General features: G+C 51.7%; 15 protein-coding genes and 2 pseudogenes. 11 read left to right on the top strand and 6 right to left on the bottom strand.

Annotation, left to right across the window (positions count from 1 at the left end; all coding sequences use genetic code 11):
* Nucleotides 1–13: 13 nt before the first annotated feature.
* From cmtA to BHE85_RS26190, 5 genes are read left to right on the top strand one after another with little or no spacing between them, the layout of a single operon-like run.
* Nucleotides 14–1,402: a PTS mannitol transporter subunit IICB gene (gene cmtA, locus BHE85_RS26210; RefSeq protein WP_000428796.1), complete on the top strand. Its 1,389-nt coding sequence runs from the start codon at nt 14–16 to the stop codon at nt 1,400–1,402.
* 14 nt (nt 1,403–1,416) lie between these two features.
* A complete protein-coding gene (locus tag BHE85_RS26205; protein ID WP_000853236.1) occupies nt 1,417–2,694 on the top strand; it encodes a zinc-binding dehydrogenase in 1,278 nt (425 codons plus the stop codon).
* Nucleotides 2,691–3,656: a class II fructose-bisphosphatase gene (gene glpX, locus BHE85_RS26200; RefSeq protein ID WP_000987291.1), complete on the top strand. Its 966-nt coding sequence runs from the start codon at nt 2,691–2,693 to the stop codon at nt 3,654–3,656. Before BHE85_RS26205 ends, glpX begins: the two co-directional genes overlap by 4 nt.
* A gap of 21 nt (nt 3,657–3,677) precedes the next feature.
* The gene (gene fumE, locus BHE85_RS26195; RefSeq protein WP_001096659.1) at nt 3,678–4,187 is read left to right on the top strand and encodes a fumarase E; all 510 of its coding nucleotides are present in this window, start codon (nt 3,678–3,680) and stop codon (nt 4,185–4,187) included.
* On the top strand, nt 4,184–4,897 hold the full coding sequence (locus BHE85_RS26190; protein ID WP_039064260.1) for a nucleoside/nucleotide kinase family protein: 714 nt from the start codon (nt 4,184–4,186) through the stop codon (nt 4,895–4,897). Before fumE ends, BHE85_RS26190 begins: the two co-directional genes overlap by 4 nt.
* Here the strand turns inward: BHE85_RS26190 and BHE85_RS26185 are convergent.
* The 5 genes and pseudogenes from BHE85_RS26185 to BHE85_RS26165 all read right to left on the bottom strand — a co-directional run bounded on the left by BHE85_RS26185 (nt 4,869) and on the right by BHE85_RS26165 (nt 7,944).
* On the bottom strand, nt 4,869–5,546 hold the full coding sequence (locus BHE85_RS26185) for an ABC transporter ATP-binding protein (RefSeq protein WP_000956893.1): 678 nt from the start codon (nt 5,544–5,546) through the stop codon (nt 4,869–4,871). The two genes, BHE85_RS26190 and BHE85_RS26185, sit on opposite strands and share 29 nt — an antisense overlap.
* Nucleotides 5,540–6,217, bottom strand: a complete 678-nt coding sequence (locus tag BHE85_RS26180) for an ABC transporter ATP-binding protein (RefSeq protein ID WP_000256969.1) — start codon at nt 6,215–6,217, stop codon at nt 5,540–5,542. Before BHE85_RS26180 ends, BHE85_RS26185 begins: the two co-directional genes overlap by 7 nt.
* Nucleotides 6,205–6,912 carry an energy-coupling factor transporter transmembrane component T gene (locus BHE85_RS26175; RefSeq protein ID WP_000553222.1) on the bottom strand — a complete coding sequence of 236 codons (708 nt, stop codon included), beginning with the start codon at nt 6,910–6,912 and terminating at the stop codon, nt 6,205–6,207. Before BHE85_RS26175 ends, BHE85_RS26180 begins: the two co-directional genes overlap by 13 nt.
* Nucleotides 6,913–7,491, bottom strand: coding sequence for an ECF transporter S component (locus BHE85_RS26170; protein WP_000124312.1), 579 nt, complete (start codon nt 7,489–7,491; stop codon nt 6,913–6,915).
* Nucleotides 7,492–7,513: 22 nt separating this feature from the next.
* A pseudogene (locus BHE85_RS26165) lies at nt 7,514–7,944 on the bottom strand (PPC domain-containing DNA-binding protein).
* A 371-nt stretch (nt 7,945–8,315) separates the two neighbouring features.
* On the opposite strand from BHE85_RS26165, the gene epd reads away from it, so the two are divergent.
* The 6 genes from epd (at nt 8,316) to BHE85_RS26135 (ending at nt 14,667) form a co-directional block, all read left to right on the top strand.
* Nucleotides 8,316–9,335 carry an erythrose-4-phosphate dehydrogenase gene (gene epd, locus BHE85_RS26160; protein WP_000218480.1) on the top strand — a complete coding sequence of 340 codons (1,020 nt, stop codon included), beginning with the start codon at nt 8,316–8,318 and terminating at the stop codon, nt 9,333–9,335.
* 49 nt (nt 9,336–9,384) lie between these two features.
* Nucleotides 9,385–10,548: a phosphoglycerate kinase gene (pgk, locus tag BHE85_RS26155; protein ID WP_000111269.1), complete on the top strand. Its 1,164-nt coding sequence runs from the start codon at nt 9,385–9,387 to the stop codon at nt 10,546–10,548.
* Between the two features lie 214 nt (nt 10,549–10,762).
* The gene (gene fbaA / locus BHE85_RS26150; RefSeq protein ID WP_000034377.1) at nt 10,763–11,842 is read left to right on the top strand and encodes a class II fructose-bisphosphate aldolase; all 1,080 of its coding nucleotides are present in this window, start codon (nt 10,763–10,765) and stop codon (nt 11,840–11,842) included.
* A 357-nt stretch (nt 11,843–12,199) separates the two neighbouring features.
* Nucleotides 12,200–13,060: a small-conductance mechanosensitive channel MscS gene (mscS, locus tag BHE85_RS26145; protein ID WP_000389818.1), complete on the top strand. Its 861-nt coding sequence runs from the start codon at nt 12,200–12,202 to the stop codon at nt 13,058–13,060.
* Nucleotides 13,061–13,198: 138 nt separating this feature from the next.
* On the top strand, nt 13,199–13,834 hold the full coding sequence (argO, locus tag BHE85_RS26140; protein ID WP_000493373.1) for an arginine exporter ArgO: 636 nt from the start codon (nt 13,199–13,201) through the stop codon (nt 13,832–13,834).
* A 92-nt stretch (nt 13,835–13,926) separates the two neighbouring features.
* Nucleotides 13,927–14,667 carry an oxidative stress defense protein gene (locus BHE85_RS26135; RefSeq protein WP_000669834.1) on the top strand — a complete coding sequence of 247 codons (741 nt, stop codon included), beginning with the start codon at nt 13,927–13,929 and terminating at the stop codon, nt 14,665–14,667.
* Nucleotides 14,668–14,854: 187 nt separating this feature from the next.
* On the opposite strand, the pseudogene BHE85_RS26130 reads toward BHE85_RS26135, so the two are convergent.
* Nucleotides 14,855–15,078 (bottom strand): annotated as a pseudogene (locus BHE85_RS26130) (IS110 family transposase); the annotation flags it as partial.

Below are 15,078 nucleotides of genomic sequence, written 5' to 3'. Positions count from 1 at the left end.
ACAGGATAATATTATGGAAAACAAGTCTGCTCGTGCAAAGGTCCAGGCTTTTGGGGGCTTTTTGACTGCAATGGTCATCCCCAATATTGGTGCTTTTATTGCCTGGGGTTTTATTACTGCGTTATTTATTCCCACCGGTTGGCTGCCTAACGAACATTTCGCCAAAATTGTCGGCCCGATGATTACCTATTTATTGCCCGTGATGATTGGTTCTACAGGTGGTCATCTGGTCGGCGGTAAACGCGGGGCGGTCATGGGCGGAATAGGTACTATTGGTGTGATCGTTGGCGCAGAGATCCCGATGTTCCTTGGCTCAATGATCATGGGGCCGCTCGGTGGGTTGGTCATAAAATATGTCGATAAGGCACTGGAAAAACGCATACCTGCCGGTTTTGAGATGGTTATCAATAACTTCTCATTAGGTATCGCGGGGATGCTCCTTTGTCTGCTGGGTTTTGAAGTGATCGGCCCGGCGGTGTTAATTGCCAATACTTTCGTCAAAGAGTGTATCGAGGCGCTGGTACATGCGGGTTATCTGCCTCTGCTGTCAGTCATCAATGAACCGGCGAAAGTGCTTTTCCTTAATAATGCGATCGATCAGGGCGTCTATTATCCGCTGGGAATGCAACAGGCTTCGGTTAACGGTAAATCCATCTTCTTTATGGTGGCCTCTAACCCAGGTCCGGGCCTGGGGCTGCTGCTGGCGTTTACCTTGTTTGGTAAAGGGATGAGTAAACGTTCTGCGCCCGGGGCGATGATTATTCACTTCCTCGGTGGGATCCACGAACTGTATTTCCCATATGTGCTGATGAAGCCGCTGACTATTATTGCCATGATTGCGGGCGGTATGTCTGGTACCTGGATGTTTAACTTACTGGACGGTGGTCTGGTGGCTGGCCCAAGTCTGGGGTCTATCTTTGCTTACCTGGCACTGACGCCGAAAGGCTCGTTCCTGGCGACAATTGCCGGTGTTACGGTAGGTACCCTGGTGTCCTTTGCTATTACTTCGCTGATACTGAAGATGGAAAAAACGGTGGAAACGGAGAGCGAAGATGAGTTTGCTCAGTCAACCAATGCGGTTAAGGCGATGAAACAAGAGGGTGCATTCTCGTTAAGCAGGGTTAAGCGTATCGCCTTTGTTTGCGATACGGGGATGGGCTCCAGTGCGATGGGCGCGACCACCTTCCGTAAACGCCTGGAAAAAGCGGGGCTGGCAATAGAAGTAAAACATTACGCGATAGAAAACGTGCCTGCGGATGCCGATATCGTCGTCACTCACGCCAGTCTGGAAGGGCGCGTGAAACGTGTGACGGATAAACCGCTGATATTGATTAATAACTATATTGGCGATCCAAAACTCGACACTTTATTTAATCAATTAACCGCCGAACATAAACACTGATTACAGAGGTAAAAATGAAAACCAAAGTTGCTGCTATTTATGGCAAGCGGGATGTCCGTCTGCGCGAATTTGAACTGCCAGAAATTACCGATAATGAACTGTTAGTGAGTGTAATTTCTGACAGCGTCTGTTTATCGACCTGGAAAGCGGCGTTACTCGGTAGTGAACATAAACGCGTACCCGACGATTTAGAAAATCATCCGGTCATTACCGGGCATGAATGTGCCGGGGTTATTGTCGAAGTGGGTAAAAATCTCACTGGCAAATATAAAAAAGGCCAGCGTTTTGTATTGCAACCGGCGATGGGGTTACCAAGCGGATATTCAGCAGGCTACAGCTACGAATATTTTGGCGGTAACGCCACCTATATGATTATTCCCGAAATCGCCATTAATTTGGGCTGCGTATTACCGTATCACGGCTCTTATTTTGCTGCGGCGTCGCTGGTAGAGCCTATGTGCTGCATTATTGGTGCTTATCATGCCAATTATCACACCACGCAATATGTTTATGAGCATCGCATGGGCGTCAAACCTGGCGGCAATATTGCACTGCTGGCGTGTGCGGGTCCGATGGGCATTGGCGCTATCGATTACGCCATTAACGGTGGCATACAACCGTCACGGGTGGTGGTGGTCGATATCGACGACAAACGCCTGGCGCAGGTGCAGAAGCTGCTGCCGGTGGATCTGGCGGCCAGTAAAGGCATTGAGCTGGTGTATGTGAATACCAAAGGGATGAGCGATCCGGTCCAGACGCTGCGGGCGCTGACAGGAGATGTCGGGTTCGATGACATTTTTGTTTATGCGGCGGTGCCTGCTGTCGTTGAGATGGCTGACGAATTACTGGCGGAAGATGGCTGTCTGAACTTCTTTGCCGGGCCGACGGATAAAAACTTCAAAGTGCCGTTTAATTTCTACAACGTCCATTACAACAGCACGCACGTAGTCGGTACATCCGGCGGTTCAACGGACGACATGAAAGAGGCGATTGCGTTAAGCGCCACGGGGCAGTTGCAGCCGTCCTTTATGGTCACGCATATCGGTGGGCTGGATGCGGTGCCAGATACCGTGCTCAATCTGCCGGATATCCCTGGCGGTAAAAAACTCATTTATAACGGCGTGACCATGCCGCTCACTGCCATTGCCGATTTTGCCGAAAAAGGCAAAACCGATCCGCTATTTAAAGAGTTGGCGCGGCTGGTTGAGGAAACGCACGGCATCTGGAATGAACAGGCCGAGAAATATCTGCTGGCACAATTTGGCATTGATATCGGGGAGGCCGCGCAATGATGTCCCTGGCGTGGCCATTATTTCGCGTTACGGAACAGGCAGCGTTAGCTGCCTGGCCGCAAACCGGATGTGGCGACAAAAATAAAATTGATGGCCTGGCGGTCACCGCGATGCGCCAGGCATTAAACGACGTCGCTTTTCGTGGACGAGTGGTTATCGGCGAAGGAGAAATTGACCATGCGCCGATGCTGTGGATTGGCGAAGAGGTGGGCAAAGGCGATGGGCCAGAAGTCGATATCGCGGTTGATCCCATTGAAGGCACGCGGATGGTGGCGATGGGGCAGAGCAATGCGCTGGCGGTCATGGCTTTCGCCCCTCGGGATAGCCTGTTACATGCGCCCGATATGTATATGAAAAAGCTGGTTGTTAATCGACTGGCTGCCGGGGTGATTGATCTGTCTTTGCCTCTGGCGGACAACTTGCGTAACGTGGCGCGGGCGTTAGGTAAACCGCTGGACAAGCTGCGCATGGTTACGCTGGATAAACCGCGCCTGAGTGCCGCGATTGAGGAAGCAACACAGCTGGGCGTGAAGGTTTTTGCCCTGCCGGATGGCGATGTCGCCGCCAGCGTGCTGACCTGCTGGCAGGATAATCCTTACGATGTGATGTACACCATCGGCGGTGCGCCAGAAGGCGTGATTTCTGCCTGTGCCGTTAAAGCATTAGGCGGGGATATGCAGGCCGAGCTGATTGACTTTTGTCAGGCTAAAGGGGATTACACGGAAAATCGGCAGATTGCAGAGCAGGAGAGCAAGCGTTGCAAGGCAATGGGCGTTGACGTTAACCGTGTGTACTCGCTCGATGAACTGGTGAGGGGGAACGATATCCTCTTTAGCGCTACGGGCGTGACGGGCGGCGAGTTGGTGAACGGTATCCAACAGACGGCGAATGGGGTGCGGACGCAGACATTACTGATCGGCGGCGCGGACCAAACGTGTAATATAATAGACTCCCTGCATTGATGGTGATCTATCGGAAGACCAATGGCGAAGCTGACAGAAGATGATGTGCTTGAGCAACTGGATGCACAGGACAATTTATTTTCATTTATGAAAACTGCGCATTCTATTTTGCTCCAGGGGATACGCCAGTTTCTGCCGTCGCTGTTTGTCGATAACGATGAAGAGATCGTGGAATATGCAGTGAAGCCGTTACTCGCCCAAAGCGGCCCGCTTGACGATATTGATGTTGCGCTGCGTTTGATTTATGCGCTGGGGAAAATGGATAAATGGCTGTACGCCGATATCACGCATTTTTCCCAGTTCTGGCATTACCTGAACGAACAGGATGAAACGCCCGGATTTGCCGATGACATGACCTGGGATTTTATCAGCAACGTCAATAGCATAACCCGCAATGCGATGCTCTATGACGCGTTGAAAGCGATGAAGTTCGCCGATTTCGCCGTCTGGTCAGAGGCGCGTTTTAGCGGGATGGTCAAAACGGCGCTGACGCTGGCAGTAACGACAATCTTAAAGGAATTAACGCCGTGAAAATTGAATTAACGGTGAATGGGCTGAAGATACAGGCACAGTACCAGAACGAAGAGATTGAAAATGTACATAAACCGTTGCTGCGTATGCTGGCGGCCTTACAGACGGTAAATCCGCAGCGGCGTACGGTGGTTTTTCTTTGCGCTCCGCCGGGGACGGGTAAATCTACCCTAACCACCTTCTGGGAATATCTCGCGCAACAAGACCCGGAGCTGCCCGCTATTCAGACGCTCCCGATGGATGGTTTTCACCATTACAATAGCTGGCTGGACGCGCATCAATTGCGCCCCTTCAAAGGCGCACCAGAGACATTTGACGTTGCGAAACTGGCGGAAAATCTGCGCCAGGTGGTGGAAGGGGATTGTACGTGGCCGCAGTACGATCGACAAAAGCATGATCCTGTTGAAGATGCGTTGCACGTTACCGCACCACTCGTCATCGTCGAAGGAAACTGGTTGTTGCTGGACGACGAGAAGTGGTGCCAGCTTGCGCAATTTTGTGATTTCTCGATCTTTATCAACGCGCCAGCTACTGCGTTGCGGGAGCGTCTGGTGGGGCGCAAGCTGGCGGGAGGGGTATCGCTGGCAGATGCAGAAACCTTTTATGACCGTACCGACGGGCCGAATGTTCGCCGGGTGCTGGAAGAGAGTCTGCCTGCAAATTTGACCTTAATGATGACCGCTACGGGTGAATATCGTCTGGTGGATTAACGTTCCTGATTACACCATCTTCCAGTCGCACCACACGAGAGAAATGACGCCGGGTAAATGCGGCGTCATGACTGATTGCTACCACGCTCGTGCCTCGCTGGCGGCACTTCTCCAGCCAGCTTTCAAACACGCTCAACCAATTTTCGTCAAAATCCCGACTCGGCTCGTCCAGCAGTAATAGTGGCGGAGAGAGTGCTTCCAGGCAGGCGACGGCGACCATCCGTCGCTGCGCACTATGCAGATCCAACGGGTGCGAGTTGGCAGTGTCTGCTAACTGACAACATTGCAGGGCAGCATGGGTACGTTGAGTGATTTCATCCGCCGGGCATTTTTGCAGTTTCAAACCAAATGCGATCTCGTCAGCGACGGTGCTGTGAAAAAGTTGGTTTTCCGCTTCCTGAAACAGTACGCCAACCTTTGCCGCGCGCTGGCGGTTTTTCAGGTTTTTCATCGCCTGTTGTTGCAGCATAACCGTACCGGCTGTGGGCGTAAGAAGACCTGCCATTACTCGTAACAGCGTCGATTTCCCTGCGCCATTGTCACCGGTCAGCGCCAACCATTCACCTTGTTTGAGTTGCAGAGAAATGTCGCAAAGACAATCCGTTGCCGCGCCAGGCCAGCGATAAGATATCTGATTTAACGTTAACATAGTGGCTGGAGCGCTCCGTTTTGCAATTGCCACGCTTGCTGGCAGTAGTTCAGGAAAGGTGTGCGATGACGTTCAAAAAGAATAATCAGCGAACCACGTTCAAACGCCCAGTGTTGTAAGCGCTGCAACAGCATTTCGCTGGCCTGCGGCGTCAGGCGGCTAAAGGCTTCATCAAGAATTAAGAGCTTTGGCTGCATCGCGATGGCGCAGGCGATGACCACGCGCTGTGTCTCTCCACCGGAGAGTGTTGCCGGGTGACGATGGCGCAACGGCTGGCACTCGGTCAGAGTCAGGGCGGCATCAATCCGCGCCATAATCTCTGCTTCAGCAAGACACAGATTTTCTGGCCCAAAGGCAACTTCTTCTTCCACGCTAAAGGTACAGCCGGAGAGCTGCAAATAGGGCGATTGCTGGACGAGCTGGATGGTGGCGGATTGTTCATTAAGCGGGAGATGCCCAATGGGCGTACCGAGGAGCGTCCCCGTGCCTGTTATCTCTCCTGGCAGAAAGTCCGGATACCAGCCCGCCATCAGCTGTGCCAGCGTACTTTTGCCACTGCCGTTGTCACCAAAGATGGCGACCATCCCCGGTTTGACATAGTGAAAGTCATAACAGAACGGAGGATGCGTTGAGTGTGTCGGGCAATAACGGAACTGTTCTAACGTAACCATATCCACGCTCCGAATTCTGTCAGCATCAGCAAGATCATGGTGTAACGCGCTACGCGTTGTAGGGTGCTATCGGCTGGTGCCCACAACGTTGTTCGTCGGTTGTGGATCCGAAATGCCCGCATATCCAGCGCCGCACCTCGGACAGCCAGATCGTTAAGCGCATTGTGTGTTAGCGGAATAATTAACGCGGGCATCGCACGTAAACGCTGATACCAGCCCTCATCCAGCGGCACGCCGCGGGCACGCTGCGCTTCATGAATAATCGCTAATTGCCGTTTTAACTGCTCAACGACCAATAACGGCCCGGCAAACAGATAAGCGACGCCTGGCGGCAGGCGAGAAGCAAACAGAGCGCGAATAAAACATTGCACGGGGACGTACTGCATCCACAACTGTGAGGTTGAAACAATCACCAGAATCCGCAACCAGAGCGTAATAGCATGCGACCACCGTTCTGGCGAGCGTGGCGTGCCGCTTAGCCATTCTGGTAGCCAGCCACCGTGTACCAGCCACAGCCCGGCTCCCAGCGAGAACATCAGCCAGACGACATATTTTGCCCGCCGCCGCGTGGCCTTTAGCGCAATAAGGCAGAAAAAGGTCGCCGCGCTATAGATCGGCAAAATGGTCTGCGCGGGCAGGATAAGCGTGGTGCAGGCCGCCAATGCCCACAGTGTTAATGAGGTAAATGGATGCATTTAGCGCACGGCAGCCATTGCCGGAAAATGGCGCGTGGTGCGAATCGGCAGCTGGCGCAGTAAAAGCCAGACAATCACCGCTGTAAGAATTTTATCGACCAGGTTCGCGCCTATCACCGTAATCGCCACCGACTCCACCAGGTTTTGCCCCATCGAGTGCATCCAGGCAACGAACAAATCGGCTCCGCTACCGGTGACACCGCCGAACAGCGCAGTACGCAGCGGTACAGCGACGACCGTTACCGCAAGCGTAATAATCACGCCGCTGACAACGACTTTTGGCAGGGTGCGAAACCAACCCGCTCGCGCCAGCCAACCGGCGACCAGGCCGATGACCATCGCGACGGGTGCAAATGCGGCGGCGATCGGGTCGGTCAGCAATCCCCAGAGTAAATTGGTCAGTAAGCCGGTCAGCATTCCGATCACCGGACCAAGCAGTACCGCGCTAATAAGTGTGCCGATGGAGTCGAGAAATATAGGTAATTTGACCATGCTGGCCAGTTGCCCGCCGATCATATTGATGGCGATAGATATAACGATCAACACCAGTGCCTGACTGGAAAAGTGGCTACGCGCCATAAGAAAACCTCTTTGAAAGTAGTTATTTAACGGGGGAAATATGCAACTCGTCGTAACCAGAAAGCGCGCAAGGTTGGCGGCTAAACGCCAGTTCCTCAAGGCTACCGATCACCAGTTCAAGCGTGGTCCGCACGGTACAGCCGGGCATCATATGACCGCCAAGCATCGTGCCGTGTGGATCGGAAACGCAGAGATGAAGATGCTCACCACTCTGTTCCAGCGTGCCGTTTAGTGAGATCACTTCGAATGTACCGTTCAGGAGCGTGGTGCCTTCTTGCCTGGCATAGCGCAAGGCGACGTCAGTCAGGCTACCGGTACAGCCTGCAATCCAGGCGCATGAAGTTGATGCTGCTGTGCAAAAGCGTGTAGCTGGGAAAAAACTTCCTGCCCGGGGAGGAGGCGCAGTGCGTAAAAGCGTGCGGAGGAAGAATATGGGTAGGGCAATGTCATCATTGGAGTACTCCGAAACTCGGACGTATTGCGGATAATATCGACGCTGCATCAGTCATATTCTGATATAAGTCAGGGTTTGTGACGGCACAACGAAAAGATTTTGCTACGCTTATTCGTGATTCTGCAAAGTGGAATAAATTCTACAGGGGCGGGGCTGAAAACGTGACGTAAGTCAGATAATTGCTTTCTTTGACTGGACAATCATTCCTTTTATTCCACGTTTCGCTTATCCTAGCTGAAGCGTTTCAGTCGATTAAATGTTCGACAATTAACCAATCAGTCGCAGTTTGCGACAGGTAAGGTTTCCCCGGACGATTTGCTGGATTACTCTGTCTGGCAAATTTGCTCAGGGAAAACCTTGCAGGAGATCTATGACCGTACGCGTAGCGATAAATGGCTTCGGTCGCATCGGGCGTAATGTGGTTCGTGCTTTGTATGAATCCGGACGCCGGGCGGAAATTACCGTGGTGGCAATCAACGAACTGGCGGATGCTGCGGGCATGGCGCATTTGTTGAAATATGACACCAGCCATGGCCGTTTTGCATGGGAAGTACGACAGGAACGCGATCAACTTTTTGTTGGTGATGACGCCATCCGCGTATTGCATGAACGTTCACTGCAATCGCTCCCCTGGCGTGAACTTGGCGTTGATGTAGTCCTCGACTGCACCGGCGTATATGGCTCCCGCGAGCATGGCGAAGCGCATATTGCCGCCGGGGCCAAAAAAGTGCTCTTTTCACATCCTGGCAGTAACGATCTCGACGCGACCGTTGTTTACGGCGTCAATCAGGATCAACTTCGTGCGGAACACCGCATCGTTTCTAACGCTTCCTGTACCACGAATTGCATAATTCCCGTCATCAAATTGTTAGATGATGCGTACGGTATTGAGTCCGGCACTGTGACCACAATTCACTCCGCCATGCACGATCAACAGGTTATTGATGCATACCATCCTGACCTGCGTCGCACCCGGGCAGCCAGCCAGTCGATCATTCCGGTCGATACTAAACTGGCCGCCGGTATCACACGATTTTTTCCGCAATTTAACGATCGCTTTGAAGCGATTGCGGTACGTGTGCCAACCATAAATGTGACGGCAATCGATTTAAGCGTGACGGTGAAGAAACCTGTAAAAGCCAATGAAGTCAACCTGTTGCTGCAAAAAGCAGCACAAGGTGCATTTCATGGTATAGTTGACTATACGGAATTGCCGTTGGTCTCTGTAGATTTTAACCACGATCCGCACAGTGCCATTGTCGATGGCACCCAAACCCGGGTCAGTGGCGCACACCTGATCAAAACGTTGGTCTGGTGCGATAACGAATGGGGCTTTGCTAACCGAATGCTCGACACGACGTTAGCTATGGCTACTGTTGCTTTCAGGTAAGACGCAAGCAGCGTCTGCAAAACTTTTAGAATCAACGAGAGGATTCACCATGTCTGTAATTAAGATGACCGATCTGGATCTTGCTGGGAAACGTGTATTTATCCGTGCGGATCTGAACGTACCAGTAAAAGACGGGAAAGTAACCAGCGACGCGCGTATCCGTGCTTCTCTGCCGACCATCGAACTGGCCCTGAAACAAGGCGCAAAAGTGATGGTAACTTCCCACCTGGGTCGTCCTACCGAAGGCGAGTACAACGAAGAATTCTCTCTGCTGCCGGTTGTTAACTACCTGAAAGACAAACTGTCTAACCCGGTTCGTCTGGTTAAAGATTACCTCGACGGCGTTGACGTTGCTGAAGGTGAACTGGTTGTTCTGGAAAACGTTCGCTTCAACAAAGGCGAGAAGAAAGACGACGAAACCCTGTCCAAAAAATACGCTGCACTGTGTGACGTGTTCGTAATGGACGCATTCGGTACTGCTCACCGCGCGCAGGCTTCTACTCACGGTATCGGTAAATTCGCTGACGTTGCGTGCGCAGGCCCGCTGCTGGCAGCTGAACTGGACGCGCTGGGTAAAGCACTGAAAGAACCTGCTCGCCCGATGGTGGCTATCGTTGGTGGTTCTAAAGTATCTACCAAACTGACCGTTTTGGACTCCCTGTCTAAAATCGCTGACCAGCTGATTGTTGGTGGTGGTATCGCTAACACCTTTATCGCGGCACAAGGCCACGATGTGGGTAAATCCCTGTACGAAGCTGACCTGGTTGACGAAGCTAAACGTCTGCTGACCACCTGCAACATCCCGGTTCCGTCTGATGTTCGCGTAGCAACCGAGTTCTCTGAAACTGCACCGGCTACCCTGAAATCTGTTAACGATGTGAAAGCTGACGAGCAGATCCTGGATATCGGTGATGCTTCCGCTCAGGAACTGGCTGAAATCCTGAAGAATGCGAAAACCATTCTGTGGAACGGTCCGGTTGGCGTGTTCGAATTCCCGAACTTCCGCAAAGGTACTGAAATCGTGGCTAACGCTATCGCAGACAGCGAAGCGTTCTCCATCGCTGGCGGCGGCGACACTCTGGCAGCAATCGACCTGTTCGGCATTGCTGACAAAATCTCCTACATCTCCACTGGCGGCGGCGCATTCCTCGAATTCGTGGAAGGTAAAGTACTGCCTGCAGTAGCGATGCTCGAAGAGCGCGCTAAGAAGTAAAAAATCACAGGGCAGGGAAACCTGCCCTTGTTTCAGCGCGCTTTTAGAGCACGCATTTTTTCATACTCTAAATAATTCGAGTTGCAGGAAGGCGACAAGAGAGTGAATCCCCAGGAGCTTACATAAGTAAGTGACTGGGGTGAGCGAACGCAGACGCAGCACATGCAACTTGAAGTATGATGAGTATAAGGCCCGACGATACAGGACAAGAGACATGTCTAAGATTTTTGATTTCGTAAAACCTGGCGTAATCACTGGTGATGACGTACAGAAAGTTTTCCAGGTAGCAAAAGAAAACAACTTCGCACTGCCAGCAGTAAACTGCGTCGGTACTGACTCCATCAACGCCGTACTGGAAACTGCTGCTAAAGTTAAAGCGCCGGTTATCGTTCAGTTCTCCAACGGTGGTGCTTCCTTTATCGCTGGTAAAGGCGTGAAATCTGACGTTCCGCAGGGTGCTGCTATCCTGGGCGCGATCTCTGGTGCGCATCACGTTCACCAGATGGCTGAACATTATGGTGTTCCGGTTATCCTGCACACTGACCACTGCGCGAAGAAACTGCTGCCGTGGATCGACGGTCTGCTGGACGCGGGTGAAAAACACTTCGCAGCTACCGGTAAGCCGCTGTTCTCTTCTCACATGATCGACCTGTCTGAAGAATCTCTGCAAGAGAACATCGAAATCTGCTCTAAATACCTGGAGCGTATGTCCAAAATCGGCATGACTCTGGAAATCGAACTGGGTTGCACCGGTGGTGAAGAAGACGGCGTGGACAACAGCCACATGGACGCTTCTGCACTGTACACCCAGCCGGAAGACGTTGATTACGCATACACCGAGCTGAGCAAAATCAGCCCGCGTTTCACCATCGCTGCGTCCTTCGGTAACGTACACGGTGTTTACAAGCCGGGTAACGTGGTTCTGACTCCGACCATCCTGCGTGATTCTCAGGAATATGTTTCTAAGAAACACAACCTGCCGCACAACAGCCTGAGCTTCGTATTCCACGGTGGTTCCGGTTCTACTGCTCAGGAAATCAAAGACTCCGTAAGCTACGGCGTAGTGAAAATGAACATCGATACCGATACCCAATGGGCAACCTGGGAAGGCGTTCTGAACTACTACAAAGCGAACGAAGCTTATCTGCAGGGTCAGCTGGGTAACCCGAAAGGCGAAGATCAGCCGAACAAGAAATACTACGATCCGCGCGTATGGCTGCGTGCCGGTCAGACTTCGATGATCGCTCGTCTGGAAAAAGCATTCCAGGAACTGAACGCGATCGACGTTCTGTAAGATATTCCTTTCTGCTTATCTCAAGGCCCGCTCTGCGGGTCTTTTTTTCGCCAAAAGCAAAATTGCCTGATGCGCTACGCTTATCAGGCCTACACGTATCCTGCAATATATTGAATTTGCAGGTTTTTGTAGGCCGGATAAGGCGTTCACGCCGCATCCGGCATGACAAAGCGCACATTGATATCTGTCTGAGCCCCGCTCTGCGGGGATTTTTTCGCCAAAAGCAAGGTGATTCAGATGAGAAATCTGTGACCTATTTGGCAAAATTATGCTTTATTGTTTACCCTTGTCAGACTGCCCGTCATAAGGCGGCGGAGTGTATTTCTCCATTTTGAGTCAGTTGAAAAGGAATATTGAATGGAAGATTTGAATGTTGTCGATAGCATAAACGGCGCGGGAAGCTGGCTGGTAGCTAACCAGGCGCTGCTGCTAAGTTATGCAGTAAACATCGTGGCGGCACTCGCGATCATCATCGTTGGTTTGATTATCGCGCGGATGATTTCCAACGCGGTGAATCGCCTGATGATCTCCCGTAAAATCGATGCCACTGTTGCTGATTTTCTTTCTGCATTAGTCCGTTACGGTATTATCGCCTTTACGCTAATCGCTGCCCTGGGACGCGTGGGTGTACAAACAGCGTCAGTCATTGCTGTACTCGGTGCCGCAGGCTTAGCTGTTGGTCTGGCTTTGCAGGGGTCACTTTCTAACCTGGCCGCTGGCGTGTTACTTGTCATGTTCCGACCGTTCCGTGCCGGAGAATATGTTGACCTCGGCGGCGTAGCCGGTACTGTGCTGAGTGTGCAGATTTTCTCCACCACCATGCGTACTGCAGACGGTAAAATTATCGTTATTCCGAACGGTAAAATTATTGCCGGAAATATTATTAACTTCTCCCGCGAGCCAGTTCGCCGTAACGAATTTATTATTGGCGTGGCGTATGATTCCGATATCGATCAGGTTAAGCAGATCCTGACCAATATTATCCAGTCTGAAGATCGCATTTTGAAAGATCGCGAAATGACTGTGCGCCTGAACGAACTTGGTGCATCGTCGATTAATTTCGTGGTCCGCGTCTGGAGCAACAGCGGCGATCTGCAAAACGTGTACTGGGATGTGCTGGAGCGTATTAAACGTGAATTTGATGCCGCCGGTATCAGCTTCCCGTACCCGCAAATGGATGTGAACTTTAAGCGGGTGAAAGAAGACAAAGCTGCGTAATCAACGCTGAGGCCAGATAATACTCTCTGGCCTCTCTCTTATTAGTTATTCTGATTGCCAATTAATATTATCAATTTCCGCTAATAACAATCCCGCGATATAGTCTCTGCATCAGATACTTAATTCGGAATATCCAACGTGTTTTCTTATTACTTTCAAGGTCTTGATCTTGGGGCAGCTATGATTCTGCCGCTCGGCCCACAAAATGCTTTTGTGATGAATCAGGGCATTCGTCGTCAGTACCACATTATGATTGCCTTACTTTGCGCTATCAGCGATTTGGTCCTGATTTGCGCGGGGATTTTTGGTGGTAGCGCGTTATTGATGCAGTCGCCGTGGTTGCTGGCGCTGGTCACCTGGGGCGGCGTAGTCTTCTTGCTCTGGTATGGTTTTGGCGCTTTTAAAACAGCGATGAGTAGTAATATTGAGTTAGCTAGTGCCGAAGTCCTGAAGCAAGGCAGATGGAAAATTATCGCCACCATGTTGGCAGTGACCTGGCTGAATCCGCATGTTTACCTGGATACTTTTGTTGTACTGGGCAGCCTTGGCGGGCAGCTTGACGTCGAACCAAAACGTTGGTTTGCGCTCGGGACAATTAGCGCCTCTTTCCTGTGGTTCTTTGGTCTGGCTATTCTCGCAGCCTGGCTGGCACCGCGCCTGCGCACGGCAAAATCACAGCGCATTATCAATCTGGTAGTGGGATGTGTCATGTGGTTTATAGCCTTGCAGCTGGCGAGAGACGGTATTGCTCATGCACAAGCCTTGTTCAGTTAGGCGCTATCTGATGGAAAAATAAAACAGAGGCGCTAAGCTTGCCTCCAGAGGTCCTGAATTTTGGGCAAGTCAATTAACACGGAGAGACTAACGTGAAGTTCAAAGTTATCGCCCTAGCGGCATTAATGGGTATTAGCGGGATGGCAGCGCAGGCTAACGAATTGCCGGATGGACCGCATATTGTCACCTCCGGTACGGCAAGTGTGGATGCGGTGCCAGACATTGCCACTCTTGCGATTGAAGTTAACGTGGCCGCGAAGGATGCCGCTACAGCCAAGAAACAGGCAGATGAGCGCGTCGCACAATACATTTCCTTCCTTGAACTCAATCAGATCGCGAAAAAAGATATCAGCTCAGCGAATTTACGCACCCAGCCAGATTATGATTATCAGGATGGTAAAAGTATCCTGAAAGGCTACCGCGCTGTGAGAACGGTGGAAGTCACGCTCCGTCAGTTAGACAAACTGAATTCCTTGCTGGATGGCGCGCTGAAGGCGGGTCTTAACGAAATTCGTTCAGTGTCGCTGGGCGTGGCGCAGCCGGATGCCTATAAAGACAAAGCGCGTAAGGCAGCGATTGATAACGCGATTCATCAGGCGCAGGAACTGGCGAACGGCTTTCATCGTAAACTGGGGCCGGTATATAGCGTGCGCTACCATGTTTCCAACTATCAGCCCAGCCCAATGGTGCGGATGATGAAAGCCGATGCCGCGCCGGTGTCTGCCCAGGAAACTTACGAGCAGGCCGCTATTCAGTTTGATGATCAGGTCGATGTGGTCTTCCAGTTAGAACCTGTGGATCAACAACCCGCTAAAACACCTGCAGCACAATAATACTTGTAGCCCGACGTATTCGTCGGGCTAATGCCTTTACCCGATATTGCCTCCTTTTTCTGTAATTTTCTGTAAAACCATGACGTAATCACCTATCTTTGCTCGCGGTTTCATCAAGGATAGGCTGACTGAAACGGTTAAGCGGACAAGGATGCGGGGAGGTGCCCCTATTAAGTTGTCAAGCATGTTATGACCCCTGCGGGGTATAAAAAGTCCCGTCGCGCATCATGGCGAACAGAACGTCGCAGCGTCGTCTCGCCAGGGCGATAAGCGCCTGATTGTGTCGTTTTCCCTGACTCATTTTGCGGGTGTAGTAAGCCCTGGAGAGCGGATCCCTGAGCGCGGCGAAGGCCGACAGGAACAACGCCCGTTTGAGAGCTTTATTACCCCGTCGCGAGGGATGCTCACCGC

This window comes from Shigella sp. FC1567, from assembly GCF_001743015.1.
Classification (GTDB): domain Bacteria; phylum Pseudomonadota; class Gammaproteobacteria; order Enterobacterales; family Enterobacteriaceae; genus Escherichia; species Escherichia coli.
Note: the sequence above shows the minus strand (reverse complement) of the source record. Positions and strands in the feature narration are given on the sequence as shown.